The organism is Bradyrhizobium sp. Ai1a-2, assembly GCF_000426245.1.
Lineage (GTDB): Bacteria > Pseudomonadota > Alphaproteobacteria > Rhizobiales > Xanthobacteraceae > Bradyrhizobium.
On record NZ_AUEZ01000004.1, the window covers coordinates 179,614 to 205,135 of the forward strand.

General features: G+C 63.3%; 25 protein-coding genes. 9 read left to right on the plus strand and 16 right to left on the minus strand.

Features of this window, described 5'->3' with window-relative positions; all coding sequences use genetic code 11:
- Positions 1 to 109: 109 nt before the first annotated feature.
- Positions 110 to 751 (minus strand): Mpo1-like protein, encoded by a 642-nt coding sequence (locus K288_RS0105210; RefSeq protein WP_027578576.1) that lies wholly within the window; start codon positions 749 to 751, stop codon positions 110 to 112.
- 274 nt (positions 752 to 1,025) lie between these two features.
- Entirely contained in the window at positions 1,026 to 2,351 is a 1,326-nt protein-coding gene (gene rimO, locus K288_RS0105215) for a 30S ribosomal protein S12 methylthiotransferase RimO (RefSeq protein WP_027578577.1), read from the minus strand.
- A gap of 113 nt (positions 2,352 to 2,464) precedes the next feature.
- Between rimO and K288_RS0105220 the strand changes: the two genes are divergently transcribed.
- The 5 genes from K288_RS0105220 (at position 2,465) to K288_RS52160 (ending at position 8,284) form a co-directional block, all read left to right on the plus strand.
- Positions 2,465 to 3,055: an ANTAR domain-containing protein gene (locus tag K288_RS0105220; protein WP_027578578.1), complete on the plus strand. Its 591-nt coding sequence runs from the start codon at positions 2,465 to 2,467 to the stop codon at positions 3,053 to 3,055.
- Positions 3,052 to 4,218, plus strand: coding sequence for a CmpA/NrtA family ABC transporter substrate-binding protein (locus tag K288_RS0105225; RefSeq protein ID WP_027578579.1), 1,167 nt, complete (start codon positions 3,052 to 3,054; stop codon positions 4,216 to 4,218). The genes K288_RS0105220 and K288_RS0105225 overlap by 4 nt, the downstream gene beginning before the upstream one ends.
- A 352-nt stretch (positions 4,219 to 4,570) precedes the next feature.
- Positions 4,571 to 6,355, plus strand: a complete 1,785-nt coding sequence (locus K288_RS0105230) for a NirA family protein (RefSeq protein WP_027578580.1) — start codon at positions 4,571 to 4,573, stop codon at positions 6,353 to 6,355.
- Positions 6,352 to 7,956, plus strand: a complete 1,605-nt coding sequence (locus K288_RS0105235) for a sulfite reductase subunit alpha (RefSeq protein ID WP_027578581.1) — start codon at positions 6,352 to 6,354, stop codon at positions 7,954 to 7,956. The genes K288_RS0105230 and K288_RS0105235 overlap by 4 nt, the downstream gene beginning before the upstream one ends.
- Before the next feature lie 175 nt (positions 7,957 to 8,131).
- Positions 8,132 to 8,284: a hypothetical protein gene (locus K288_RS52160; RefSeq protein WP_165421481.1), complete on the plus strand. Its 153-nt coding sequence runs from the start codon at positions 8,132 to 8,134 to the stop codon at positions 8,282 to 8,284.
- A 51-nt stretch (positions 8,285 to 8,335) separates the two neighbouring features.
- On the opposite strand, the gene K288_RS0105245 is transcribed toward K288_RS52160, so the two are convergent.
- Genes K288_RS0105245 through pxpB form a run of 3 tightly spaced genes read right to left on the minus strand, consistent with a single transcriptional unit; the run spans position 8,336 to position 10,915 of the window.
- Complete coding sequence (locus K288_RS0105245; protein WP_027578582.1) at positions 8,336 to 9,109, minus strand: 5-oxoprolinase subunit PxpA; 774 nt, start codon at positions 9,107 to 9,109, stop codon at positions 8,336 to 8,338.
- A gap of 34 nt (positions 9,110 to 9,143) precedes the next feature.
- Positions 9,144 to 10,187, minus strand: coding sequence for a biotin-dependent carboxyltransferase family protein (locus K288_RS0105250; protein WP_027578583.1), 1,044 nt, complete (start codon positions 10,185 to 10,187; stop codon positions 9,144 to 9,146).
- On the minus strand, positions 10,184 to 10,915 hold the full coding sequence (pxpB, locus tag K288_RS0105255; RefSeq protein ID WP_027578584.1) for a 5-oxoprolinase subunit PxpB: 732 nt from the start codon (positions 10,913 to 10,915) through the stop codon (positions 10,184 to 10,186). Before pxpB ends, K288_RS0105250 begins: the two co-directional genes overlap by 4 nt.
- A 212-nt stretch (positions 10,916 to 11,127) precedes the next feature.
- On the opposite strand from pxpB, the gene K288_RS0105260 reads away from it, so the two are divergent.
- Positions 11,128 to 11,826, plus strand: coding sequence for a ribonuclease activity regulator RraA (locus tag K288_RS0105260; RefSeq protein WP_027578585.1), 699 nt, complete (start codon positions 11,128 to 11,130; stop codon positions 11,824 to 11,826).
- A gap of 23 nt (positions 11,827 to 11,849) precedes the next feature.
- Positions 11,850 to 12,254, plus strand: coding sequence for a cupin domain-containing protein (locus K288_RS0105265; RefSeq protein ID WP_027578586.1), 405 nt, complete (start codon positions 11,850 to 11,852; stop codon positions 12,252 to 12,254).
- A 121-nt stretch (positions 12,255 to 12,375) separates the two neighbouring features.
- Here K288_RS0105265 and K288_RS0105270 read toward each other — a convergent pair whose 3' ends face one another.
- Entirely contained in the window at positions 12,376 to 13,161 is a 786-nt protein-coding gene (locus tag K288_RS0105270) for a DUF2147 domain-containing protein (RefSeq protein ID WP_027578587.1), read from the minus strand.
- Between the two features lie 181 nt (positions 13,162 to 13,342).
- Positions 13,343 to 14,122, minus strand: a complete 780-nt coding sequence (locus K288_RS0105275; protein WP_027578588.1) for a transporter substrate-binding domain-containing protein — start codon at positions 14,120 to 14,122, stop codon at positions 13,343 to 13,345.
- Between the two features lie 107 nt (positions 14,123 to 14,229).
- On the opposite strand from K288_RS0105275, the gene K288_RS0105280 reads away from it, so the two are divergent.
- Positions 14,230 to 14,748, plus strand: a complete 519-nt coding sequence (locus tag K288_RS0105280; RefSeq protein WP_027578589.1) for a DUF1993 domain-containing protein — start codon at positions 14,230 to 14,232, stop codon at positions 14,746 to 14,748.
- A gap of 9 nt (positions 14,749 to 14,757) precedes the next feature.
- On the opposite strand, the gene K288_RS44730 is transcribed toward K288_RS0105280, so the two are convergent.
- The 7 genes from K288_RS44730 to K288_RS0105315 form a co-directional block, all read right to left on the minus strand.
- Positions 14,758 to 15,174: a hypothetical protein gene (locus K288_RS44730; RefSeq protein ID WP_043159328.1), complete on the minus strand. Its 417-nt coding sequence runs from the start codon at positions 15,172 to 15,174 to the stop codon at positions 14,758 to 14,760.
- A 195-nt stretch (positions 15,175 to 15,369) separates the two neighbouring features.
- Positions 15,370 to 16,794: an amidase gene (locus K288_RS0105290; RefSeq protein ID WP_027578590.1), complete on the minus strand. Its 1,425-nt coding sequence runs from the start codon at positions 16,792 to 16,794 to the stop codon at positions 15,370 to 15,372.
- A 158-nt stretch (positions 16,795 to 16,952) separates the two neighbouring features.
- Positions 16,953 to 17,942, minus strand: a complete 990-nt coding sequence (locus K288_RS0105295) for a hydroxyacid dehydrogenase (RefSeq protein WP_027578591.1) — start codon at positions 17,940 to 17,942, stop codon at positions 16,953 to 16,955.
- A gap of 132 nt (positions 17,943 to 18,074) precedes the next feature.
- Positions 18,075 to 19,175 carry a sn-glycerol-3-phosphate ABC transporter ATP-binding protein UgpC gene (gene ugpC / locus K288_RS0105300; RefSeq protein ID WP_027578592.1) on the minus strand — a complete coding sequence of 367 codons (1,101 nt, stop codon included), beginning with the start codon at positions 19,173 to 19,175 and terminating at the stop codon, positions 18,075 to 18,077.
- 4 nt (positions 19,176 to 19,179) lie between these two features.
- Complete coding sequence (locus tag K288_RS0105305) at positions 19,180 to 20,091, minus strand: carbohydrate ABC transporter permease (protein ID WP_027578593.1); 912 nt, start codon at positions 20,089 to 20,091, stop codon at positions 19,180 to 19,182.
- Entirely contained in the window at positions 20,091 to 21,029 is a 939-nt protein-coding gene (locus K288_RS0105310; RefSeq protein ID WP_027578594.1) for a sugar ABC transporter permease, read from the minus strand. Before K288_RS0105310 ends, K288_RS0105305 begins: the two co-directional genes overlap by 1 nt.
- 110 nt (positions 21,030 to 21,139) lie before the next feature.
- A complete protein-coding gene (locus tag K288_RS0105315; RefSeq protein WP_027578595.1) occupies positions 21,140 to 22,480 on the minus strand; it encodes an extracellular solute-binding protein in 1,341 nt (446 codons plus the stop codon).
- 482 nt (positions 22,481 to 22,962) lie between these two features.
- Between K288_RS0105315 and K288_RS0105320 the strand changes: the two genes are divergently transcribed.
- The gene (locus tag K288_RS0105320) at positions 22,963 to 23,640 is read left to right on the plus strand and encodes a Spy/CpxP family protein refolding chaperone (RefSeq protein WP_244443056.1); all 678 of its coding nucleotides are present in this window, start codon (positions 22,963 to 22,965) and stop codon (positions 23,638 to 23,640) included.
- 266 nt (positions 23,641 to 23,906) lie between these two features.
- Here the strand turns inward: K288_RS0105320 and K288_RS44735 are convergent, their stop codons facing one another.
- Entirely contained in the window at positions 23,907 to 24,308 is a 402-nt protein-coding gene (locus K288_RS44735; protein ID WP_043159330.1) for a VOC family protein, read from the minus strand.
- 16 nt (positions 24,309 to 24,324) lie between these two features.
- Complete coding sequence (locus K288_RS0105330; protein ID WP_064737296.1) at positions 24,325 to 25,512, minus strand: acyl-CoA dehydrogenase family protein; 1,188 nt, start codon at positions 25,510 to 25,512, stop codon at positions 24,325 to 24,327.
- Between the last annotated feature and the right edge of the window lie 10 nt (positions 25,513 to 25,522).

Consider the following 25,522-nt stretch of genomic DNA (forward strand, 5'->3'; position numbering starts at 1 on the left):
GACATGGCGCAACCCATCATCGTCGCGGGTGCGACGACGGAAAGTGGCGCGGCGGATGGTCCGGTTCAGCTTCATGGCGATGGGCCATACAGCCCAAGGGCGGGTAATGTCAAGTCGCGCGCGGCGCCTCTTCGCTTTCGTCCTCGCCCCAATCGGCGTCGGCAATCGAGGTGTCGAACAGTTCGCCACGGAGCAGGGCGAGCGGCGATTTGTAGTACAGCGCGATATTGTGGAACGGATCGGTCAGGACCTTCCAGACCCATATCAGCCCCGTCGGCACGTCCTTGATGACGAAGAGCTGGATCATGCGGGCGAGTCCGCCAGCGATGCCGATCGCGAGCCAGACCTCGCCGACATGGCGGATGAAATCGAGCCTGGTGGCCGGCGGTGAGAACAGGCCGAACAGCGTCGGAAAGGCGAACAGTGCGACCGGCGCGAGGCCCCAGACGACAAGCAGGACGATCTTGCGGCTCTGGTTGTACCCGACCTTGATCGCTTCCTTGTAATCGTTGGTGACCTTGTTCACGACGTCATAGCCGTTAGGCTCGAAGAAGAAATGCCCGGTCTGCCGCGTCAACATCGCGAGCCAGCCGACCAGACCGGCCATGGCCGGATCGGTGAACAGCAGCCCGTAGCAGACCAGGAATATGACGGCGCTGATCAGGTGCAGCGTCTGATTGATGCGGCTCTGGTGGTAGTAGCGGTAATCGTCCCAACGCTGTGTGCGCAGTGTCTTCGAAAAGCGGCTCATCGTTCACCCCTTGGATTTGAAGGTGCGCGAGCCATAGGCCGAGTCCGTGAATGCAACGTGACATCTTGAAGTTGTTATAACCTTCGATAGCAATCCAAGATGAGCGCGCGAAAGCGGCTTCGCAGGATGCGAACTATCAGGCAACGCCATTCCTTGCCGCCGGAGTGGCGGCAGGATTCTCTGAATTTTGAATATCGTTTCGCGGACGCTCACCGAGCATTGCGGTGGATCAAAACGCCCGAAGTGGCCGCAACTATCGTGATACGAAGGCGGCTCAGAATCCGGCGACGCTGCCGTGCAGGTCGTATTCGTCGGAGCGTTCGATCTTGGCCGTGACGATCTCGCCGATCCTCAGTGGACGGCGGCTCGAGAGATAGACCGCGCCATCGATCTCCGGAGCGTCGGCCTTCGATCGGCCTCTCGCCACGGTCGGGCCGACCTCGTCGATGATGATCTGTTGCCTTGTGCCGACCTTGCGCTTCAGCCGGCGCGCGGAGATATTCTGCTGGCGGGCCATCAGCGCGTTGTAGCGCTCCTGCTTGATCTCATCGGGCACCGCGCCGGGGAGCGCGTTGGAGGTCGCGCCTGCGACAGGTTCGTATTTGAAACAGCCGACGCGATTGATCTCGGCTTCGTCGAGCCAGTCGAGCAGATAGGCGAAATCGGAATCCGTCTCGCCGGGGAAACCGACGATGAAGGTCGAGCGCAGCGCGAGCTCCGGGCACTGCTCGCGCCATTGCTTGATGCGCGCCAACGTCTTGTCCTGCGCGGCTGGACGCTTCATGGCTTTCAGAACATCGGGGCTCGCGTGCTGGAAGGGGATGTCGAGATAGGGCAGCACTTTGCCCTCGGTCATCAGCCCGATCACCTCGTCGACATGCGGGTAGGGGTAGACATATTGCAGCCGCACCCAGGCGCCGAGTTCGCCGAGCTCCTTTGCAAGGTCGAAGAATTTGGCGCGGACGGCGCGGTCCTGCCACGGGCTCTCGGCATATTTCAGGTCGACGCCGTAGGCCGAAGTGTCCTGCGAGATGACCAGCAGTTCCTTGACGCCTGCATTTACCAGCCGCTCGGCCTCGCGGAGCACGTCGTTGGCCGGCCGCGACACCAGGTCGCCGCGCAGCTTCGGGATGATACAGAAGGTGCAGCGATTGTTGCAGCCCTCGGAGATCTTCAAGTAGGCGTAGTGGCGCGGCGTCAGCTTGACGCCCTGCGGCGGCACCAGGTCGAGATGCGGATTGTGCACCGGCGGCAGCGCGCGATGCACGGCGTCCAGCACGCTTTCATATTGCTGCGGGCCGGTGATGGAGAGCACGCCGGGATAGGCGCTCTCGATCTGCTCGGGTTCCGCGCCCATGCAGCCGGTCACGATCACCTTGCCGTTCTCGGCCATGGCCTCGCCGATCGCCGAGAGTGATTCCTGCTTGGCGCTGTCAAGGAAGCCGCAGGTATTGACGATCACGATGTCCGCGCCGTCATGCTTGCGTGCGAGCTCATAACCCTCGGCCCGCAGCCGCGTGATGATGCGTTCGGAATCGACCAACGCCTTCGGGCATCCAAGCGAAACAAACGAGATTTTTGGCGCGGCCGCCTGCTGCATATTCAAATCTGCCTGATTGATGGGCAGGAGCTAGTCCCAATTGTCCATAATTACAAGACTTTGAGCTGGCTTCCGTCGTGCTATGGATAGTTTTTAGGGAACACGAGTGAGCGATGGCCGCCGAGTCGTCTCCGAAAATCGTCATCGTCGATGAAAGTCCGATCCGCGCCGCGATCCTGGAGGAGGGCCTGCGGGAGGCGGGTTATACCAGCGTCGTGCATATCAGCGAGATGCACAGCCTGCTGGCGCGAATCTACGCCGTCGACCCCGATATCATCGTGATCGACCTGGAAAACCCCAGCCGCGACGTGCTGGAACAGATGTTCCAGGTCAGCCGGGCCGTGCGGCGGCCGATTGCCATGTTCGTCGACCAGAGCGATGCCGCCTCGATCCAGGCCTCCGTTGAGGCCGGTGTGTCGGCCTATATCGTGGACGGGTTCAACAAGCAGCGCATCAAGCCGATCCTCGACCTCTGCGTGTCCCGCTTCAACGCCTTCGCGCGGCTGCAGGACGAGTTGGACCGCACCAAGCACGCCCTGGAAGAGCGCAAGGTGATCGACCGTGCCAAGGGCATCCTGATGAAATTGAAAGGCCTCACCGAAGACGAGGCCTATGTGCTGCTGCGCTCGACGGCGATGCGCGAGAAAAAGAAGATCGGCGAGATCGCGCAGTCGATCCTGACCGCGTCGGAGTTGCTCAAATGACCACACCGCTTCGCATCGGTTTCATCCCGCTGGTCGACGCCGCCGCGCTGATCGTCGCCGCCGACAAGGGCTTTGCCGCCGCCGAGGGACTCGACATCACCCTGGTGCGGGAGGTGTCGTGGTCGAACGTCCGCGACAAGCTCAATATCGGCCTGTTCGATGCCGCGCATCTCTTGGCACCGGTCGCGATCGCCTCCAGCCTCGGCCTCGGCCACGTCAAGGTGCCGATCGTGGCGCCCTTCAATCTCGGCCTCAACGGCAACGCAATCACGGTCTCGCCGCCGCTGCATGCTGCGATCATGGAGGAGATCGACGGCGACCGTTTCGATCCGATGGCAACGGCGCTGGCGCTGGCGCGCGTGGTCGCGAAGCGGCGGAAGAGCGGGGCGGAGCCATTGATTTTTGGCATGACGTTTCCGTTCTCGACCCACAATTATCAATTGCGGTTCTGGATGGCGGCAGGTGGCGTCGACCCGGACGAGGACGTGCGACTGGTGGTGCTGCCGCCGCCTTACATGGTCGACAGCCTCGCCAATGGCCATGTCGATGCGTTCTGCGTCGGCGCTCCCTGGAACTCGGTCGCGGTTGATCTTCGCATTGGCCATATCCTGCATTTCGTTTCCGATATCCTGGTCGCCGCGGTCGAGAAGGTGCTGGCGATCAGGCAGAACTGGGCGGAAAAGAATCCGGATGTCGTCGCGGCGCTGGTGCGGGCGCATCTGCGCGCCGCCGAATTCATCGAGCGGCCGGAAAACCGCGCCGAGGCGGCTGCGCTCCTGGCACGGCCGGAGCGGATCGGCGTCGACGCCGAGGTGATCCAACGCACGCTCGATGGCCGGCTCAAGATTTCGCCCGATGGCGCCAAGCGCGAAAGCGGTCGCTACCTGTTGGTCGGGCGGCAAGGCGCGGCGCGACCCGACCCGGCGCAGGCCGCGTGGCTCTACGCGCAGATGGTGCGGTGGGGGCAGGCGGCCATGAAGCCGGATGCGCTGAAGACGGCCATGGACGTGTTCCGGCCCGACCTCTACGACGCGGCTGTGGGGCATCAACCGGCGAACGCCGATGCGCCCCAGCCGATCGGCGCTTTCGCCGGGCCGCCCTTCGATCCCAACGACATCCGGGGGCATCTGGCGGCATTCAAGATCGGTTACTGGAAACCGTAACGCCTGTGCTGCGATCGTAGGCAGCCCCCACGGCTCGGCTAAATTTTGAGCGGGCTGCTCGAAATTCGTTATGAGGCTGGCCGCCGGGTTTGCGGGCTGCTCGCCTAATATACTGAAACAGCGCAATATTTTCTGCGGCATCGTCTGGCACGCAACTTGAATGTTGCAGTGCGGCCAGCCTGTCGCAGATGCCTGCTGGCTCACGTCCAAGATGGATTTCCGCAGCAACGAAGCTGATCGGACCGTTTCCAGGAATCAAGCAAGGCAGTCCCAGGCCAAGCCGAATTCCGAACGGTCGCTTTCCACGTCGTTGACGCCACTCGCGGTGGCCGCAGGAGCTTCGTCGCAGACCATGAAAATCGAGCCGCTCTCAGTCGACTTCTCCGACGAGCAGAAACGCTACCTCGAAGGCTTTACCACCGGCCTGCAGATCAGCCGGGTCGGCCGCGGGCTTGGCGGGGGCGCCGCCAAAGCCAGTGCCGAGCCGACCGGCCCCGACGCCGTACATATCAAGGCGCAGGACAAGGTCATCGCCTCAGGAAAGAAGCTCGTCGATCAGGAAAAATTCAAACGGGACGAGCATCCCTTCGATGCCTATCCGCGCCTGAAGCAACAGGCGCTCGACAACGCGCCGCCATCGCCTGCCGATAATTTCCGCTGGCGCTATTTCGGCCTGTTCTACGTCGCACCGGCGCAGGATTCCTACATGAGCCGCCTGCGCATTCCAAACGGCATCCTGAAGCACTGGCAGTTTGCGGGGCTCGCCGATCTCGCCGAAGAACTCTGCGGCCCGTACTCCCACGTCACCACGCGCGCGAACTTGCAGGTGCGCGAAATCCCGCCGAAGAACGCCGTGAAACTGATCGAGGGCATCCAGGATCTCGGCCTGTGCTCGCGCGGCTCCGGCGCCGACAACATCCGCAACGTTACGGGCACGCCGACCGCGGGCATCGATCCGCAAGAGCTGTTGGACACGCGCGCTTACGCCCGCGAGTGGCACTACCACATCCTCAATGACCGCTCGCTCTACGGTCTGCCGCGCAAATTCAACGTCGCCTTCGATGGCGGCGGCCGGATCGCGGTGCTGGAAGAGACCAATGATATTGCGTTCACAGCGGTGGATGTGAAGGACGGGTTTGGCGTCGAGCCCGGCGTGTGGTTCCGACTCGGCCTCGGCGGCATCACCGGACACAAGGATTTTGCAAAGTACTCCGACATCATCGTCAAGCCGGAGGAGGCGACGAAGGTGGCGGACGCCATCGTCCGCGTCTTCATCGATCTCGGCGACCGCACCAACCGCAACAAGGCGCGGCTGAAATATGTCCTGGACGGGATCGGTCACGACCAATTCCTGAAACTGGTCGAGGAGCGGCTGAAGCAACCCTTCACCCGCGTGCCGACTGAGGCGCTGGCGCCGCGGCCTTTGACGGACCGCATGGCGCATATCGGTGTGCACAAGCAGAAGCAGGAGGGATTGAACTGGATCGGCGTGTCGCTGCCGCTCGGCAAGGTCACCTGCGAGCAGATGCGTGGATTGGCCAAGATCGCTCGCGATCTCGGCGACGGCGAGATCCGCCTCACGGTCTGGCAGAACCTGTTGATCCCAGGCGTGCGCAACGAGAATGTCGAACTCGCGATCGCGGCGATCAAGACGATCGGGCTCGCGGTCGAGGCCTCGCACATCCGCGCCGGGCTGATTGCCTGCACCGGCAATGCCGGCTGCCGCTTTGCCGCCTCGAATACCAAGCGCCACGCCGCCGAGATCGGCGACTGGTGCGAGCCACGCGTTGCCATGGACAAGCCGGTCAACATCCATGTCACCGGCTGCCATCATTCCTGCGCGCAGCACTACATCAGCGACATCGGCCTGATCGCGGCGAAGGTGGACGCCGGCGAGGACGTCGATCCGGTCGAGGGCTATCATCTCTTCACCGGCGGCGGCTTCGGGCCCGATGCCGATGTCGGGCACGAGGTCTATCACGACCTCAAGGCGGAGGACGCGCCGAAGACAGTCGAGAAGCTGCTGAAAGCCTATCTCACGCATCGTTCATCTCCCGATGAACCCTTCCTGTCCTTCGCGCGCCGCCATGATGGCGAGACGCTGCGCAAGCTCGCTGACGCCGAGGCATCCGCATGAACCAGATCACGCCGCCACCGAAACTCGACATCATCCCCGCCAGCGCGCCGTTCTCCGAAGCGCAGCGTTCCTGGCTCAACGGCTTCTTTGCGGGACTGCTATCGCCCGATGTCGCGACGCCATTGTCGGCAGAGCAGGGGGCCGCCGTCATGCAAGGCGCGGCCGGCGACGGCGATGACGGCGAGGTGCCCTGGCATGACCAGACCATGCCCATTTCCGAGCGCATGAAGCTCGCTGAGGGGCGGCCGCTGCGAAGGCGTATGATGGCAGCGATGGCGCAGCAGGATTGCGGGCAGTGCGGCTATAACTGTCATGACTACTCCGAGGCCATCGCCGGCAAGAGCGAAGCACGGCTCAACCTTTGCGTCCCCGGCGGCAAGGAAACCGCGAGGATGCTGAAGTCGCTGTACGAGGAACTGGACAAGGCGCCGTCAGCACCACCAGCCGCTGCCGCGCCCGTGACGGCGAACGTGACGCCTGCCGGCGAGCCCGGACGCTCGCGCGACAATCCGGTGCCTGCGAAGTTCGTCTCGCGGCGTCTCCTGAACAAGGCCGGCTCCGAGAAGGAGACCTGGCATATCGAGTTCGATCTCTCCACCTGCGGGCTCGACTATGTCGTCGGCGATTCCTTCGGCATTTTCGCCAAGAATGATCTCGGTCTGGTCGACCAGGTCATCGCACTGCTCGGCGCCTCGCACATGACCGAGGTCCGCGGCAAGACGCTGCGCGACGTTCTGCTCAATGACGTCTCGCTGTCGCCGGCGCCGGACTCCCTGTTCGAGTTGATCACCTATCTGACCGGCAGCGCACAGCGCGAGAAGGCGCGGGCGCTGGCGCAAGGCGAGGATCCGGACGGCGATGCCGCGACGCTCGACGTGATGGCGGTGCTGCAGAAATTCCCGAAGGTGCGGCCGCATCCGGAAGCTTTCGTCGAGGCGCTGGAGCCACTGCAGCCTCGGCTCTATTCGATCTCCTCGTCGCACAACGCTACGCCCGGGAAATTGTCGCTGACGGTCGACTGCGTGCGCTACGTCATCAACAAGCGCAAGCGGCTCGGGCTCGCCTCGACGTTCCTGGCCGAGCGCATCAGTCCCGGCGACGAACTTGAGGTCTATGTGCAGAAAGCGCATGGCTTCGCACTGCCGCAGGATCCGAAGACGCCGATCATCATGATCGGGCCGGGCACCGGCATCGCGCCGTTCCGCGCCTTCCTGCTCGACCGCCGCGCCACCGGCGCGCAGGGCAAGAACTGGCTGTTCTTCGGCCATCAACGCAGCGACTGCGATTTCTTCTACGCCGATGAGCTCAACGCGATGAAGACGGCCGGCCTGCTCACGCGGCTGTCGCTCGCCTGGTCGCGCGACGGCGAGAAGAAGTTCTATGTGCAGGACCGCATGCGCGAGGTCGGCCGTGAGCTGTGGACCTGGCTTGCTGAAGGCGCGCATGTCTATGTCTGCGGCGACGCCAAACGCATGGCCAAGGATGTCGAACGCGCGCTGGTCGATATCGTCGCCCAGTTCGGCGCCCGCTCGGTGGACGAAGCAATTGCCTTCGTCGCCGACCTCAAGAAGAAGGGCAGGTTCCAGCTCGACGTCTATTGATCACGAAATCCAGCGCAAATTCGAACGAATAATATTCTTTACGTGAAGCGGGCCGGAGAAGTTTTCTCCTCGAAGGAACCGGCCGGGAGCGCCGGCATCACTATTTTGCGCGTCGTCTTGCGTCAGAGCGCAAACGATATTCCATATGCGACGGATGTTGCACTGGAGATCGACGATGCGCGAACTTTCGGCGGAAGCCCGCCTGCATCTTTATGCGCGCAGCCTGTCGCGGAAATCGGGGACGGGATTCCACACGATTGCGCTCTATAGCGCGTTCGCCGTCATCGCGGCGATCGTGTTCGGCACGTTGTCCGTCCATCCATTTTGATTTGGTAGGTGGGCAAGGCGAAGCGTGCCCACCACGACGTCGAGCGGATTGTCAATGCGCTGTCTTGAACGGCGCGACCGCGATCCCGGCATCCTTCAAGGCCTGCCGCACGCCGCGCGCGATTTCCACCGCGCCGGGCGTGTCGCCGTGGATGCAGACCGTATCGGTGCGCATCTTGATCACCTTGCCTGATACCGAGACCACCGCGCCGTCCTGCACCATCCGCACCACGCGGTCGGCGATCGTTTTCGGATCGTGCAGCACGGCGCCCGGCTTCTTGCGCGAAACCAGATTGCCGTCGTCCTCATAGGCGCGGTCGGCGAACACTTCGTGCGCCAGGCGAAGGTTGGCTTCCTCGCCGGCGCGTACCAGTTTCGAGTTGGCGAGCACGACGAAGATCAGGCTCGGATCGACCGCCTTGATCGCGCTCGCGATCGCTTTCGCCGTCATCTCGTCCTCGCAGGCGACGTTGGAGAGCGCGCCGTGCGCCTTCACATGAGTCACCTTGTGGCCGGCCGCAGTCGCGATCGCCTGCAGCGCGCCAATCTGGTAGGCGACGAGGTTCTCGATCTCGGATGATTTCAGGCCAGGAACCGGGCGGCGGCCGAAGCCGTGCAGGTCGCGGTAGCCGGGATGTGCACCGATGCTCACCCCGCGCGCCTTTGCCAGATCCACGGTGTGGCGCATGATGTCGGCGTCGCCGGCATGGTAGCCGCAGGCGATGTTGACGGAGGTCGCAAGCTCGATCATCGCGGCGTCATTGCCCATCTCCCATGGGCCGAAGCTTTCGCCGAGATCGCAATTGAGGTCGATGGTAGCAGTCATGGTGCTTGTCCCGCTTTGAGTGGGTGGCTTTTGGCTAGCTAGTCGCAGATTCCGCCACCTGCCATGTCGCGGCGTCGACGGCATTGACGGCATGCCCTGCGACATTGGCCGCACTGAGCGCTTCGAGGTTCAGATCAAGGCTTTCGAGCATGCGCAGCCGGTCGGGCAGGGTACGGAGCAGTTCGGTGAATTTTCGGGCCTCCGCTTGCGCCTCGGCCATCGTGACCGCCTTGAACTGGAACGAGTGTCCGGCGGAAACCTGGGCAAAGCGGCCGAAATCCGCAGAGATCACGGTGGCGATCTTGGGATAGCCGCCGCTGGTGCCGCGGTCCGGCATCAGCACGATCGGCTGGCCGTTTCCTGGCACCTGGATGCTGCCGTTCACGGTGCCGTCGGAGACGATGTTGTGGCCGTGCAGATGCTTGATCACCGGGCCCTCGAGCCGGTAGCCCATGCGGTCGCTGGTCGCGGAAATCTTCCATTCGCTGTCGAGGAACAGTTTCTTGCTGTCCTCGGAGAATTCGTCGTCCTGCGGACCGAACAGGATGCGGATCGGCGCGTCCGGCCGTTCGGGCAATTCGATCCGCCGCTCGGCCGCGCCGCTGGCAGGATGCACCTGCAGTTCGTCGCCGTTCTGGAGCGGGCGCGGATAGGGGCTGCCGAGGCCTGCGCGCGCGTTCACGGCGAGGCTGCCGAACATCGGTTCGCCCGCAATCCCGCCCTCGATCGCGAGGTAGCTGAACGAGCCGCCCTTGGCAAAACCGAGCGTCAGCGTCTCGCCGTCGGCCAGCGTCGCCGAGGTGTCGAGCGCCATGGTTCGTCCCGCGATGTCAGCGCTGCGCGAGGCGCCCGAGAGCGCAATGCGGACCGCGCTGCAGCGCGCGGTGAAGCTCGCGCCGAACGGACCGATCTCCACTGCAGCAGCGAACGGCTCATTGCCGACCAGCGTATTCGCGGCCGCCAGAGCGAGGCGATCCATCGCACCGCTCGGCGTCAGCCCATAGCGCTGCGAGCCGGGACGGCCGCCATCCTGCACGGAACTCGCGGGACCGATCGAGGAGACGATGAGCTTGCTCATGCGGCGACCAGTTCGGCGACGAACTCGCCAGCTTCTGCGGCACGGTCCTGTTCGGCGAAAGTCTTGGCGTCGACCGGCGTGAAGCTGACGGTGTCGCCCGGCTCGAGCAGGAAGATCGGATCGCGGTGAAGCTGATAGGTGCGGACCGCGGTGCGGCCGAGCAGGTGCCAGCCACTGGGTCCGGCGATGCACTGGATCCCAGTTTGCACGCCCCCGATCGAAATCGTGCCGGCCGGCGTCAGCACGCGTGGATTCTGGCGACGCGGCATGTGCAGGAACTTGTCCAGGCCGCTGAGATAGGACCAGCCTGGGGTGAAGCCGATCATCGCGACGCGGTAGTCGCCGGCGACGTGGCGCCTGACGATTTCGTCCGGCGTGGCGTCGAGGGCCTTGGCGACGTCATCGAGGTCGATGCCATGTTCGCCGCCATAGGCCACGGGGATACGCCAGCGCCGGGTTCTTGCGGCGGCCGGATCGGGGCGCTGCGCCAGCGTCAGCAGTTGTTCCCCGAGCGCCCCGAAGCCGATCTGCACGGGGTCATAGTGCACCAGCAGCGAGCGATAGGTTGGAACGGTCTCGGTTACGCCCGCGATCTGCGCCGCGGCGAGGTTACGGTCGAGCGCCAGCACCCGCCCGTTGGCGGCGTCATCGATATCGCGGCTGAATTCCACCGTGACGGCGCTGTCGCCACTCGGCAGGAGACGGGGTTGGGCTACGCTTGCGGCCATGGCATCATTGCTCATCGAGCATCAAGCTAGCGTGTTTTGCTGCGGAGTGGAATTCGGCCTGTGAAAAATCACCAAGCAACTTCAATAAATTAAACCGCGGGCCGGCGATAAGCTAGCGTAATCGGTGATTGCATTCTCGCCCCCTTGACGCGAGTGTCGCGGCTCGCAAGATGCGGGCGCCAATTCATTCCCACCGGAGCCGATCTTTCAAGATGTCCCTCACTGCAGAAGCGATCGCGACGCTGTCGCACGTGTCCACCGCTACCATCACCACGGTCCTGCTCAAGAAGGGGCTGCGTAACGTCTGGATGCGCGGCACCAAGCCGCTCAAGCCGGGCCAGAAGCGGCTGGTCGGACCCGCCTTCACGCTCCGCTTCGTGCCGGCACGCGAGGACCTGGCGACGCCCGAGTCCTGGTCGTCGCCGATCTCGACGCGCACCGCGATCGAGGCGATGCCCGAAGGCTGCATCACCGTGGTCGATGCCATGGGCGTCAGTGACGTCGGAATCTTCGGCGACATCCTCTGTGCGCGAATGGTGAAGCGCGGCGTGAGCGCGCTGATCACTGATGGCGTCGTACGCGACGTCGAGGGCGTGCTCGGAACGGGACTGCCGGTGTGGTGCAACGGCTATGCTGCACCGCCGTCCGTCGCCGGACTGACCTTCGTCGGCTGGGGCGAGCCGATCGGTTGCGGGGGCGTGGCGGTGTTCCCGAACGACGTCGTGGTTGCCGACCAGGACGGCGCGGTGCTGATCCCACAGGCCTTCCTCGAGCAGGTGCTGGCCGAAGGGCCGGAGCAGGAACGGATGGAAGCCTGGATCGTCAATGAAGTGAACAATGGCGCGGCACTGCCGGGCCTCTATCCGATGAATGCCGAGACCAAGGCGCGCTACGCCGCGAGCAAGAAATAACTTTAAAAGAGCGAGGTAAGCCCATGGAAATCCATATCGCTGGCGCGCGGCCGACCCGCCGCGGGCCGGCCGAATATTTCACCGGCACGGTGCTGCAGGATCCCGTCATCATGGCGCCCGCGCCGGCGCGGCTGAATTCGTCGCGCGTCTCCTTCGAGCCGGGTGCACGCACTGCCTGGCACACCCATCCGCTCGGGCAGACGCTTTATGTGATCTCCGGGGTCGGCCGGGTCCAGGCCGAGGGCGGTCCTGTCAGGGAGATCAGGCCCGGTGACGTGGTCTGGATTCCGCCGAACGAGAAGCATTGGCATGGGGCTTCGGCCACCAACGCCATGACCCACATCGCGATGCAGGAAGCGCTCGACGGCGTCTATTCGAACTGGATGGAGCACGTCACCGACGAGCAATACAACGCGAAGGTCGGCTAAGTCTCGCGGCACGTTTCCGTAGCCCGGATGGAGCGAAGCGTAATCCGGGGGCAGGTTGAGCCGCGTGCCCGATTCCCGGGTTACGCTGCGCTTCACCCGGGCTACGGTTCGTCACCAACGCTCAGTTCACCCGCGTCCAGGTCTGGCCGCCGCAGAACATGCCGCCGAACGCGCAGCCCTGCACACGGAGGGTGTCGGAGCTCTTAAGCGCGATCGTTGAGTCGTAGGTGCTGCCGGAATTCGGATCGAGGATGCGTCCGCTCCATTTGTCTTTTCCCGGCTTCATGTTGATCAGGACCTGCTCGCCGTTCCGGTTTGAGTCCTTATCGACGGCATAGCCGCAGAGATTGGCGCCACATTGCTCGATGCGGACCTTGCCTTCCTTCTCTTCCGTCAGCCACACGCCGACCGGCGAATTGGCTTGTGCTGCCGCGGCTGATGTCACGGGCCTGGCGACCGGCGCCGGAGCGGCTGTGGCAATTGTCGGAGCCGGAGGCGGAGCGGGCACGGCGGTCTGCTGGGCGGGCGGCGCCGGTGGAGGCTGAGGCACGCTCGCGGCGTCGTTCGGCGAGACGGCTGCGGTCGTGCTCGAAGGTTCGGTGGAGGCCGCCGCCGGAGGCGGTGCGGCAGGAACGGGCGCCGCGATCTGCCCGGGTGCAGCGGGAGCGGCCGCGGCCGGCGCGGATTGCGAATCGGTTTTCGCTTCCTGCGACTTCTGCTTGCGAGTGCCTTCCTCGCTCTTGGCGCGCTTGGATTTGCGGCCAGTATTATCGTAGACGCCTGGGATCGAGACGGTGCCGCGGTCGGGGTCGATGCGGATGGTGTGGCCACCATATTCGAAGGTGTACTGGGCCTGCGCCGCGGTGCTGGCAAGCAAAAGCGCAGCGATAGCCAGAAGCTTCTTCATGATGACCTCCTGAGCAGGAATCCCCAGTCAGCGAAGCTACACATCAGCAACCTGATGCAACGTGACCAAGATCACTTTCAAAACGTAGGTCGTGTACTAGCGGCTTTGGTTCAAACGGCTGGCCCCCAAGTCTAGTTAGGGCTCATCAGGTGGTCAAACTTCCAGTCCGCCGCTGCCTGGATCATTCGAACCAGGCGGCGTAAATGCGCTTGAAGGTGCCGTCTTCCATCGCAATGTGCAGCCATTGGTCCACGAAGAACTTCAGCGCGACGTCGCGCGGCAGCCAGTAGGCCTTTTCCGCAAAGTCGAACGGTTGATCGGGATGCACCGCGCAGAGCACGCCGGGATGTAGCTTCTGCTGGTAACGCGTCTCGGCCGCATCCGTCATCATCAGGTCGGCATCGCCCTTGGCGATCTCATCGAAGATCCTGGTATTGTCGTTGAAAACCTTGATCTCGGCGTTCTTCGCATGCGCCCGCGCGAAGCGCTCGTTGGTGCCGCCGGGATTGACGATGACACGCGTGCCGGCACGGTCAATTTCGGCAAGCGTTTGGTATTTGTCGACATCCGCACAGCGGGTGATCGGCGTCTTGCCTTCGCGCATGAGCGGGATCGAGAAGAAGCCTTTCTTCTGGCGCTCGAGCGTGATCGAGACGCCGCTCATCGCAATGTCGAAGCGGTCGGCTTCCAAATCGTTCGTCATCTGCGGCCACGCCGTCTTGACATATTCGACCTTGACGCCGAGTGCCTTGCCGAGCGATTCCGCCATATCGACATCGAATCCCCTGAAGCCGGGCGTCGTCCTGTCGACAAAGCTGAACGGCGCGTAGTCGCCGGTCATGCCCACACGCAGCGTGCCGCGCTGGATGATCTCATCGAGCCGCGATGCGGCTCCTTGCTGGGCATGGGCGGAAGGCATCATCAGCATGGCTGCCACAAGGCCGACGAACGCGCGCAACATCAAAGTTTCCTCCATCGATTGCCGCGATGATAGTTTGCTGCAACGGCATTAAGTGAAACGGCTTTAGGTGAGATGCGTGCGTCGAGCCAATCAAAGGAAGTCAAATCGTGACAATCTCAGTTTACGAAGCATCGGTCGGCGTATTCGTGCCGTATCTTGGCAATCTTTCCGGGCTGCTTGATCGCGCCTCCGCCTACGCGAGAACGCGAAACATCGACCCTTCCGTGCTGCTCGGGATGCGGCTCTATCCGAACATGTATAGTCTCAGGCAGCAGGTGGGCGAAGCCAACCGCCATGCGATTGCCTGTTGCGCGCTGCTGGCCGGGCACGAGCCGCTCAGGTTCGGTGATATCGAGCCTGATCTTGATGAGCTCAAGCGCAGGATCGCAGCCACGATCGATTTCGTCCAAAGCCTGCCGCGCGCTGCGATCGACGAAGCCGGCGACAAGGAGGTGGCGTTCACCTTCAAGAGCGGCGCACGGCGCGCGTTCGACGGGCGGTCGCTGCTGCTTAGCTTCAGCGTGCCGCAGTTCTTCTTTCACGTCACGACCGTCTACGACATCCTGCGTCACGCCGGCGTCGATCTCGTCAAGAAGGATTTCCTGGGGCCGCCAAGACCGGCGTAGCTGCTAAGACTAGATCTCGCCGCCTTCCTCGCGGACCAGGCTCGCGACAGCGGCCCGGCTGGACATTTCTTGCTTCAAAACCTCAAAGCGGTGATGTGCCTCGGTCTCGCGGTCGTCGACGAACTTGATCGCGGCCTCGCTATCCATCGGGCCGCTGACCATGGGCTTCGAACTCTCGCCGATGGTCTCGTCGACATAATACTGGCCATCCTGCTCGCGCGCCGTCCATTTGAAGCGGAGGGCGGCCATCGGGCCGGGGCCGACCTTGGAATAGCCGTTGGCTTCCAGCGGCGGCGGGCTGGCGGGCTTGTCTTCGACCGCCGCCGGCTCGGCCTGCGGCTTCTCGATCGGTGGGGGCGCGTGCTGCTCGTCCAAAATGCTGGCGATGGCCGCAAGCGCGTTATCGGTAGGATCGCTCTGGCTCAAAATCTCTTTCCCCGGGGTTAGAGCATGATCCGGAAAAGTGGAGACCGGTTCTCCGAAAGATCATGCTCAAACAAAGAGCTAGAGCGGAATGACGAAGAAGTCATCACGCTCTGGCCGGCAACCATGGTTGCCGACACTTCGCCTCTACTCAACCCCGGAATGCGGCTGAGTTTTGGCTCTGCGGCTGCTTTTCCCCTACACACATATAGGCGGACGCTTGTCCTTCCAGGGCCGCACCTGCTCGAGCTGGCCGGCCAGGCGGAACAGCATTGCCTCCTCGCCAAGCTTGGCGGCGAACATCATGCCAAGCGGCAGGCCGTCCTTGCTCCAGGCCAGCGGGACCGACATCGCAGGCTGGCCGGACATGTTGAACATCGAGGTACCCGGCATGTAGCGCCGCAGGATCGGCCCGATATGCGCCAGGTCCTCCGACATGGTGTTGATCTCGCCGAGCCGGATCGGCGGCGTGCAGAGCGTCGGACTGAGGAACACGTCGCAGCCCTCGAAGAAGATCGCAAGACTGCGCGAGATCTGGAACGCCGCGAGCTGCATGGTGATGTAGTCCGCCGAAACGATGCCCTGCGCGTTGTGGGCGCTGGCGAGCGACAGTATCTCAAGATCGTCCCGCGTTACCGCGCGGCCGATGCGCTGCTCGATGGTCCGCACCGTGACCGCAGTGTTCGCGCTCACGATGGCGGTCATTACCACGGCGGGATCGGCGGGAAGGGTAGGCGCGCGCTCCTCGACATGATGGCCGAGGTCGGCCAGCAGTTTTGCGGTGTCGCGGACTGCTGCGGCGACCTCGGAGTCGATCGCGTCCCCATAGGGCGATTTGTCCGTGAAGGAGATGCGAAGCTTGCCGGGATCACGGCTGACTTCCTGCGAGAACGGCCGCGCCGGCGGCGGCGCAATGTACGGGCTCCACGGCTCCGGACCGTGGATTGCGTCCATCATCACGGCGCTGTCGCGCACGCTGATGCTGACGACATGCGCGGTCGAAAAGCCGCTCCAGCCTTCGCCGCGGTCGGGACCGACCGGATTGCGGGCCCGGCTCGGCTTCATGCCGAACACGCCGCAGGCGGAAGCAGGGATGCGGATCGAGCCGCCGCCATCGCTGGCATGCGCCACGGGCAGGATGCGCGCGGCGACAACGGCGGCGGCGCCGCCGGAGGAGCCGCCTGAGGAATGCGCGAGATTCCAGGGATTGCGGGTCGGCCCGAACAGGCGGGTCTCCGTGGTCGGCATCAGCCCGAATTCGGGGCTCGAGGTCTTGCCGAAGATGGTCACGCCGGTTTCGAGGAAGCGCTGGGTGAGGGTGCTGCTGTGGTCCGCGACAAAATCCCGATTGACGCTGGCGCCGGAGGTCGTGCGCGTGCCCTGCAGGAGATCGAGGTCTTTCAGCAGGAAGGGCACCCCCGTGAACGGCCCGTCCGGCAACCCTTTCTCGATCTGCTGCTCGGCATAGTTGTAGTGCTTGACGACGACGGCATTGATCTCCGGATCAACCCTGGCCGTACGGTCGATCGCTTCGTCGAGCAGTTCGCGCGCGGTCACCTGCTTGTCGCGGACCAGCTCGGCGAGGCCCACCGCGTCGTAATTGCCGAATTCCTTGAAAGCCATATTCCACACCTAGAGCCGAACGGCGCACCTTCGGGCGCGCTTCGTCCCTATCCCTTTTGTTGGAGCACGCCCCTTAGAAGAACCGGTATCCACGGGTCATTGCTCGAGTGACGGGCCGATCGTCGTCGGCCCGTCCGAAGATAGACGGTTTTAGCGGATTAGTTTAGCACGTCCAGGTTGACCACGTTCTGGCGCAGGGGCGCGCCGTCAAGGACGCTCAGGATATTGCGTGCGGTCTGCTCGCTCATCCGGTCGACAGCCTCGATGGTGACGCCGGCAACGTGCGGCGCCATGATCACGTTCGGCAGGCTGTGCAGGGGCTGACCGACCGGCGGCGGCTCCTGCTCGAACACGTCAAGGCCGGCGCCGGCAAGCCTGCCCGACACCAGCGCGTCGTGCAGCGCCTTCTCATCGACGATGCCGCCGCGGGCGGTGTTGATGAGGTAGGCGGTCGGCTTCATAAGCCTGAAGCGCGCCGCGTTGAACATGCCGATCGTTTCAGGTGTCTTCGGGCAGTGGATGGTGATGAAATCAGCACGCGGCAGCGCCGCGTCGAGATCAGTTACCGCCTCGCAGCCGGCGGCCGCGATTTCGCTGGCCGGCTTGTAGGGATCATAGACCAGCACCTTCATTTCCATCGCCAGGCACCGTTTGGCGGTACGGGTGCCGATGCGGCCGAAGCCGACGATCAACACCGTCTTGCCGTAGAGATCGAAGGGCAGCACGCCGAGCCGGTTCGCCCAGGTGCCGTCCCTGACCACGGCATGCATTTCCTGCGCGCGCTTGGCCAGGGTCAGCATCATGAACAGGGCCTGTTCGGCCACCGACGGCGAGTTTGCCGTGCCCGCTACCATCAGTGGCACCTTGCGGCGCGAGAGCGCGGGGACGTCGACCGCGTCGTAGCCGACGCCGATCCGCGTCACCACCTTCATGTCTCCGGACGCATCGAGCTCTGGCTCACCGAAAGGGGTAGGGCCAAGGGCGACACCATGTACCGGCGCATGCTGCTTCAGCAGGGCCTCGAAATCCTTGGCGGTGATCAGGTTGGGAAATTCGACGAGTTCGACGTCGTCCCGTTCGTTGAGGAGAGCCCGCGCTCCCGGTGAGAGTGTCTGGGTGACAAAAATCTTCTTCTTGTTGGTGGCCATTTCCTGCCCTTGGCTATTGCATCTCGCGCCGTCAGATCGTGGTCCGATTCCATGGAATCGGACCATGATCCTATCTCTATATTTAAGCATGGCCTTTTCGGAAAACCGGTTTCCACTTTTCCCCGCCATGCTCTAAAGGACGACGCCGGTCACCTCGTTTAGCAAATGCATGTTGTTGAGGTCCACAGCCAAGCGGAGCGGGGCGCCATCCTGCGCGCCGGCATTGGGATTGACCCGGCCGCAGATCTGGGTGCCTTCCAGGGTGAAATAGACCAGGGTTTCCATGCCCATCGGCTCAGTGACGTCGAGCACGGCGTCGAACGGCTCGATCCCAGGCTCGGTATGCGGCCGGGCCTCGGTGACGTGTTCCGGCCTCATTCCGAGCAGAAGCTTTTCGCTGCGCGGCACCGCCTGGTAGCGGGCGGCACGTGCCGGCGGCACCGGAAAGGCAAGGCGGTCGGTCAGGCGCACATGCAGCCGGCCGCCGACATCCTCGAGCCGGCAGGGCACGAAGTTCATCGCCGGCGATCCGATGAAGCTGGCGACGAAACGGGTCGCCGGCTTGTGATAGAGCTCGTTTGGCGTGCCGATCTGCTCGATGCGGCCGTGGTTCATCACCACCACGCGATCGGCGAGCGTCATGGCCTCGACCTGGTCGTGAGTCACGTAGACGGTGGTGGTGCGGACCTTCTGATGCACCTTCTTGATCTCGATCCGCATCTGCACGCGCAGTTTGGCATCGAGATTCGACAGGGGTTCGTCGAACAGGAACACCTTGGGATTGCGCACGATGGCGCGGCCCATGGCGACACGCTGGCGCTGGCCGCCGGAGAGCTGCTTCGGCTTGCGGTCGATCAGGTCGGTGATGTCGAGCATGCGCGCGGCTTCCGCCACCCGGCTCTTGATTTCGGCCTTGGGATAATGCTTCAGCCGTAGCCCGAACGACATGTTCTCGGCCACCGTCATATGCGGGTAGAGCGCGTAGTTCTGGAACACCATTGCGATGTCGCGGTCCTTCGGCGGCACGTCGTTGACGATGTCGCCGCCGATCGTGATATCGCCGTCCGAGATGTCTTCCAGTCCCGCGATCATCCGCAGCGTGGTCGACTTGCCGCAGCCGGATGGGCCAACCAGCACCACGAACTCATGGTCGGCGATGTCGAGATCGATGCCGCGCACCGCTTCGACCTCGTCATAACGTTTCACGACTTTTCGCAGCGAGACTTCGGCCATGCGTTCAACCCTTTGTCGCGCCGGCGGTCAGGCCGGCAATGTAATAGTCCATCAGGAAGGCGTAGATGATCAGTGGCGGCGCGGCGCCGAGTAGTGCCCCGGTCATGATCTGTCCCCAGTTGAACACGTCGCCCTTGATCAGGGTGGTGATAATGCCGACCGGCAGCACGAGCTGGTCGGTCGAGGTCGTGAACACCAGGGGATAGAGGAACTGGGCCCAGGAGACCGTGAAGGCGAAGATCGTCGCCGCGATCAGGCCGGGCAGCGCGACCGGAATGAAGATTCGCGTCAACGTCTGGAACCAGGACGCGCCGTCGATGATCGCCGCCTCATCCAGCTCCTTCGGGATCGAGGCGAAATAGCCGATCATGATCCAGGTGCAGAACGGCACCGTCAGCGTCGGATAGATGATCAGCAGCACGTACCAGCGGTTGACGAGCTGAATACCCGTGTAGTCGCCGAACAGCGCGAACATCTTGAACAGCGGGATGAACAACAGCGTGTCCGGAATGAGGTAGGTCAGGAACACGCCGGTCGCGAGCGTGGCCGAGCCCCAGAACTTCATTCGCGCCAGTGCAAAGGCCGCCGGCACGCTGATCAGCATGGTGATGGTCACCACAAAGATCGAGACCCAGGCCGAATTCCAGAAGAAGCGCAGGAACTGGTTCGATGTCAGCAACCCGATGTAGTTCTCAAGCGTCGGATGATACACCCACCATGGATTGGTCGCCGCCGAGATCTCGGCGCTGCTCTTCAGCGAAGTGATGAGCATGTAGAGCGGCGGCGTCAGCGACAGGATCGCGAACAAGATCAGGAAGAAGTACGACCAGCGCAGCGCCCAGGCGCGGTCGCGGCTGATGCTGCCATATTTGACCTTGCGGGTCGGTCCGGCCTTGTCGACGGTGATTGCGCTCATCAGGCTTCGTTCCCCCGCTTGGAGACATCACGCAGGATGAATATCGCGGCGACCGCGAGGATCGGCACCATGAACAGCGAGACGCTGGCGCCGAGCGGAATGTCGCTGCCCTCGATGCCCACCCGGAACGCCCAGGTCGCGAAGATGTGGGTATGATCGAGCGGGCCGCCGGCGGTGAGGATGCGCACGATGTCGAAATTGGCGAAGGTCACGATCAGCGAGAACAGCGTCGTGATCGCGATGATGTTGCGCATCATCGGAAGCGTCACATACCAGATGCGCTGCCACCAATTGGCGCCGTCGATCGCGGCCGCCTCATAGAGCTGTTCCGGCACCGATTTCAACGCCGCCAGATACATGATCATGAAGAAGGGGGCGCCGTACCAGACGTTGACGAGGATCACCGAGAAGCGCGCCCAGTTGGCATCGCCCGTCCACGGGATCGGCCCGATGCCGAAGAGGGCTAGCGTGTAGTTGAAGGCGCTGTACGACGGATCGAACAGCCAGAGCCAGGCGAGTGTGCTCATCGCCGGCGGGATCACCCAGGGCACCAGCAGCATGCCGCGCCATCTGCGCTGCTTGTTGGCGGGAACATTGTGCACGAAATGCGCGACGATGAAGCCGATCAGCGCCTTGAAGATCACGGCCGAGATCGCGAAGATGCAGGACTGCTTGACGACCAGCCAGAACGTGTCGCGCTTGAACAGGAACTCGAAATTGCCGAGGCCGACGAACTTCGTCATCGACTTGTTCAGCGTCGCCAGATGCAGGGAGTAGAAGGCCGGATAGACCACGAGTACGGCTATCAGAAGAATCAGCGGCAGCGTCATCAGGAACGCGACGGTCGACTTGCGCTTTAGCGCCTTGTGCAAACCGTTGCGTCTGCGCGCGGCTTTCGTCGCCTGAACGCGGTTCTGTTGAAATGCGACATCAACCATGATGCATTTCCTTGGCGCGGATGGTTCTTTAAACGAAAAAGAGCGAGGGCAGCTGCAAACGATGCGTCCCTGGCGGCGGCCGCGGCCACCGCCAAGCGATGCATCTCACGTCAGCTGCGCATGAAGCCTTCACACTCGCCTTCGGCCCAAGCGAGCGTCTTTTCCATGCTTTCACCTTGGTAGTACCTCAGGCACATCTTGGTCAGCGTCGCCTGGAAGTAGATCTGCTGCGCGATCTTGGGCGGAGCCGGTGAAGCCGCGATCGACAGCGTCTGGTGATTGTAGGGATTCGGGTAGTGGTAGAGCGTGCCCTTGGGCGGGCCTTCCTCCTGCCAGACTTTCAGCGTCGTCAGCTTTTCGTAGGCCGGGAGGTCATAGCCACCGCTGGCGACCACCATCTTCTCGATCGAGTCCGGCTTGGACAGCTGGACCAGCAAGCTCTTGGCGGCTTCCTTGTTCTTCGAGAACGACCAGATGCTCCAGAAGAAAGGCAGATAGGGCGCAAAGCGGCCTTTTGGCCCGGCCGGGAAGCCATGGGTCCAGCACTGCTCGGCCACCTGCGGCGCATCGCGCTTGGCGACGGCCCAGGCGCTTGGCGGGTTCATGATCAGAGCGCCCCTGCCGGAGACGAGCCATTTGTTGTTGGAGGCGTCGTCCCATGAGGGGACGTCTGGTGGCAGGAAGGCGAGCAGTTTTTTGTAGAATTCGAGCGATTGGCGCACCGCATCAGTCTTGACCGTAAGATTGCCCTTGGCGTCGACGAGATGCGCACCAAAAGACTGGAAGATCGCGCCGGCCGTGTCGACATTGTCGCTGGTCTCGCCGAGCCCGATGCCGAACGGCACACCGGCCTTGTGACAGGCCTCGGCCGCCTTCAAGAACGTATCGAAGGTCCAGTTGTCGGCCTTGGGCGGTGAACCGGCCGGATACATTTCCTGCACGTCAATGCCGGCGTGCTTCTTCATCAGGTCGATACGCGAGCAAGGACCCTTGATCTGACTGCCGACGGAGGCGGGGACGCCAAGCCACTTGCCGTTGGCCTGACCGAGGTAGGTGACGGTGCCGTTCACGTTGCCGTTCTGCTTGATGAGCGGCTCCATGATGTCGTTCACGGGTTCCAGCAATTCGGCATTTGCATGCGGCCACCAGGTCGGCATCTGGAAAATGTCGTGGCCTGATTTTGCCTGGGCTTCAGCGGCAATCGTCAGGATGTTCTTGTTTCCTTGGCTAGGAATGTAGTCGATGGTGACCTCGACCTTCTCCTTCTCGGCCCACTCGTTGACGATCTCGGTCGAAGCCTTGTTGGCGCCTGGCACCCAGTGATCCCAGAAGGCGATCGAGAGCTTGCCTGCGGCATATGCGCCGCGGATGTAAGGAGCCGTAATCAGCGCTGCCGATGACAGCGCTGTAGCCGCAACAAATTCTCGTCGAGACAGCTTCTTCCGTGACATGGCGTTCCCTCCCTGGTGAGCCGACGGTCAAAGGCTTGCGAATTCTCGTTTTTGTTTTTTGGCTCGCCGCATTCGAGGCGACGGGGCGATTTCCTTGTAATAGATCAGAGCAGAATTGTTGGCGCCTGTCGAGAAACCAGGTGCATGCTTTCGTAGAACTAACGTTGTGTACAAATCGCAGGCAGTCGCATCTGTTAATCTTCGCGCTATGCTTGCAGCAGGGCGCCGGCGAGAATCGTTTTGCGGCGCACGCGAGCGGCCGCAGACCCGCGAAGTCCGCGGTCGGGGTCTCTCGCAGCTTTTCGCCTTTGGCCCGAACGGGCGCGACGGTAGACCTGCTCACAGCGAGAACTATAAAGTCCGAAAATGGCGGCGCTTCAGCCGCAATCGAACGTCAGACTGGAAACCCACGATCGATCATGGAGACTCCGATAATGCCAAGCCTGGTATCGAAGCTGCGTGTGCGCTTGAGGCTCTGCGCCATGCTGGCGGCGGCGGCCATCCTGTGCGTCAACACGCCGCCGCGCGCGGAGGCGCAAGGGTTGGTTCAGGGCGTCCAGCAGGGCGCCCGTGAAGGCAGCAAGGCCGCTGGGCCGGTCGGTGGCGTGTTGGGCGGCGCGATCGGAGGTGTGGTTGGCGTGGTCACCGGGGTGACCGGCGTGCTGACCGGCACCAACCCTGGCAGCAACCCGGCGCCAGCCGACAAGCAAAGCGCTCCAGCCAGGAGCAAGGCCGCAAAGGCAGCCAAGGACAAGGCCGCCAAGCAACCGGCGCAGATGCTGACCCAAGCAGGCGTGCCGCAGCTCACGGCCGAACAGATCGTCTCCAACAGCGACTCCAACATCGAGCGGATCAAGAAGGAGCTGAACCTCACGCCGGAGCAGGAGCAGCATTGGGCGGGCTTCAATAGTGCGATGCACTATCTCGGTCACAACGGCGCCGATCGCGTGAACCTCCGCGTTGCCCGCGCCAAACGCGACCCGCCGGACGACGTCATCGAACAGATGCGCAATGAGGCCCAGTTCCTCAACGACCGTGCGGTCGACCAGCGCAACGTGGCCGATGCCGCCGAGCCGCTGTATGCGAGCCTCGACGACAAGCAGAAGCAGATCTTCATCAATGAAATGGTCCGCTTGAGCCACGAGCGGGGGCTGGATTGAGCGGAGGTGCGTCTCGACGGCCGCCACGAATAGCCGGGCAACCATGCCCTGGGGTAGGTTGAAGGCGCGGCACCCGGCTATCCTGCCGCAGCGGCGCGGCCCCCTCAATCGCCATGCAATGTTGAAGAAACGCCGGCCGATTCACGCCCGACTTATGGCTGATTGAAGGTCTTGTCGGGAACCCTTTGGTGCCACGCCATAAATGGCTTCGGCCAGCACGCAGGCTGGCCGATCGCATGGTCCGAAAAGCTGCAGCCGCGGAAGGCTCAGGCCTTGGCGAAATTGAGTTCCACGCCGACGCCGTCGGGGTCATAAAGGAAGAATTGGGTGTCGCCGGTGCGCGGCACGATGCTTTCGCGGAACTGGATGTCATGCTGCCGCAGACGCCTGCGCACGCCGTCGACGTCGGTGGCGGAAAAGGCGATGTGGTCGAGCCGGCCGGTGTCCTCGTATTTTTTCTCGGTGCCGCGGACCACGATGCCCTCGCGGGGCTTGCGGGTGCCCATCAGGTGCACGGTGGCGACGCCGCCGGAATAGAGCCAGTAGCCCGGGAAATCGAGCGGCGGGCGGTCGCCGTTCTCGAGACCCAGTACGTCGCAATAGAAGTTCTTGGTCTTCTCGAGATCCTGGGGTTCGATCGTGAAGTGCTGCAGTGCGCCAAGCGGCATGATGTTCTCCTGAAAGCTAGACGAAGGTGAGGTCGCAATCGGCACCCATCATCCAGGCACCGACGGTTTCGAAATGGCTGAGCCGGCCCTGCAATTGCTGGGTCACGGTGTGGATGTCGCGGAAGCGGCGCTCGAGCGGATGCCCTTCGAAGATCGCGGTTGCGCCCGCAGCATTGTAGGTGAAGTCGACCGCCTCGCGCGCCTTGTGGATGGCGTGAGTGGCGGCCATGCGGATGGTGATCCGCTGCTCGACCGTAATGTCGTTGCCGGCAATCAGGTCCTTCCAGATGTCGGCCATCGACTGCAGCACGAAGCCGCGCGCGGCACGCAGATGGACTTCGGCTTGGGCCAGGCCGGACTGCACCACCGCGTTGTCGCGCAGCGGGCTTTTGGCGCCGCGCGGCACCTTGTTGCGCGCCACATCGACGAAATTGTCGAGCGCACCGCGGGCGATGCCGCAGGCGACGCCGGCAAAGCCGACCTGGTAGCAGGTGCCTGACCCCATCCGGTAGAGCGGGCCGCCCTCGCGGCGTTCGCGCTCGAATTCGCGGGTGATCGAATAGTCCGCGCGGACGAAGAAGTCGCTCAGCGTGAACTGGTCGCTGGCGGTGCCGCGCAGGCCGACCGTGTTCCAGATGTCGGTCCATTCGACGTCCTCGGTCCGCACCAGCATGGTGCGCTCGATCTGCGCACCGTGGGCGTCGCGTTTCGGCGAACCGTCGGCCGCATAGACCGGGCAATGCGCGCCGAGCCAGGTGGCGTGTCGGCCGCCGGAAGCGAACGACCAGACGCCGGTGACCCGGTAGCCACCGTCGCATTCGACCGCCTTCACCCTTGGGCCGGGACCCCAGGCCAGCACCGCACGGGCATCGCCGAACACCGCTTGCGCGACCGGCAAATCGAGATAGGCGGCCGCCATCGCGCAACCGCCGGCCTGGCTGAGGCACCACGCCGTCGAGGCATCGGCCTGCGCGATGGTCTCCATCACCTGGAAGAAGGTGAGGGGATCGGTCTCGATCCCCTGTGACGACCGCGGCAGCAACAGGCGAAACAGCCTGGCGTCATGGAGCTGGTCGAGCAGCGCCGGCGGCAACCGGCGCGTTTGCTCGATCTCGTTCGCAGCCGATGCAACCAGCGGCTGGACAGCTTTCGCGCGGGCGATCACGGCTGGATCGCCCACAAGTTCAGCAGACGTCGCGATCATGGGTCGCCGT

Coding starts and splice junctions, on each gene's coding strand:
- K288_RS0105290 (WP_027578590.1), bottom strand. CDS start 16,794: ATGGCTTTCAAGGAATTCGGCAATTACGACGCGGTGGGCCTCGCCGAG.
- pxpB (WP_027578584.1), bottom strand. CDS start 10,915: ATGGCCGCAAGCGTAGCCCAACCCCGTCTCCTGCCGAGTGGCGACAGC.
- K288_RS0105225 (WP_027578579.1), top strand. CDS start 3,052: ATGACCACACCGCTTCGCATCGGTTTCATCCCGCTGGTCGACGCCGCC.
- K288_RS0105220 (WP_027578578.1), top strand. CDS start 2,465: ATGGCCGCCGAGTCGTCTCCGAAAATCGTCATCGTCGATGAAAGTCCG.
- K288_RS0105275 (WP_027578588.1), bottom strand. CDS start 14,122: ATGTTGCGCGCGTTCGTCGGCCTTGTGGCAGCCATGCTGATGATGCCT.
- K288_RS0105260 (WP_027578585.1), top strand. CDS start 11,128: ATGTCCCTCACTGCAGAAGCGATCGCGACGCTGTCGCACGTGTCCACC.
- K288_RS0105210 (WP_027578576.1), bottom strand. CDS start 751: ATGAGCCGCTTTTCGAAGACACTGCGCACACAGCGTTGGGACGATTAC.
- ugpC (WP_027578592.1), bottom strand. CDS start 19,175: ATGGCCGAAGTCTCGCTGCGAAAAGTCGTGAAACGTTATGACGAGGTC.
- K288_RS0105315 (WP_027578595.1), bottom strand. CDS start 22,480: ATGTCACGGAAGAAGCTGTCTCGACGAGAATTTGTTGCGGCTACAGCG.
- K288_RS0105310 (WP_027578594.1), bottom strand. CDS start 21,029: ATGGTTGATGTCGCATTTCAACAGAACCGCGTTCAGGCGACGAAAGCC.
- K288_RS0105330 (WP_064737296.1), bottom strand. CDS start 25,512: ATGATCGCGACGTCTGCTGAACTTGTGGGCGATCCAGCCGTGATCGCC.
- K288_RS44735 (WP_043159330.1), bottom strand. CDS start 24,308: ATGCCGCTTGGCGCACTGCAGCACTTCACGATCGAACCCCAGGATCTC.
- K288_RS0105270 (WP_027578587.1), bottom strand. CDS start 13,161: ATGAAGAAGCTTCTGGCTATCGCTGCGCTTTTGCTTGCCAGCACCGCG.
- K288_RS0105250 (WP_027578583.1), bottom strand. CDS start 10,187: ATGAGCAAGCTCATCGTCTCCTCGATCGGTCCCGCGAGTTCCGTGCAG.
- K288_RS0105245 (WP_027578582.1), bottom strand. CDS start 9,109: ATGACTGCTACCATCGACCTCAATTGCGATCTCGGCGAAAGCTTCGGC.
- K288_RS0105230 (WP_027578580.1), top strand. CDS start 4,571: ATGAAAATCGAGCCGCTCTCAGTCGACTTCTCCGACGAGCAGAAACGC.
- K288_RS0105295 (WP_027578591.1), bottom strand. CDS start 17,942: ATGGCCACCAACAAGAAGAAGATTTTTGTCACCCAGACACTCTCACCG.
- K288_RS0105265 (WP_027578586.1), top strand. CDS start 11,850: ATGGAAATCCATATCGCTGGCGCGCGGCCGACCCGCCGCGGGCCGGCC.
- K288_RS52160 (WP_165421481.1), top strand. CDS start 8,132: ATGCGCGAACTTTCGGCGGAAGCCCGCCTGCATCTTTATGCGCGCAGC.
- K288_RS0105305 (WP_027578593.1), bottom strand. CDS start 20,091: ATGAGCGCAATCACCGTCGACAAGGCCGGACCGACCCGCAAGGTCAAA.
- K288_RS0105320 (WP_244443056.1), top strand. CDS start 22,963: ATGCTGGCGGCGGCGGCCATCCTGTGCGTCAACACGCCGCCGCGCGCG.
- K288_RS0105235 (WP_027578581.1), top strand. CDS start 6,352: ATGAACCAGATCACGCCGCCACCGAAACTCGACATCATCCCCGCCAGC.
- rimO (WP_027578577.1), bottom strand. CDS start 2,351: ATGCAGCAGGCGGCCGCGCCAAAAATCTCGTTTGTTTCGCTTGGATGC.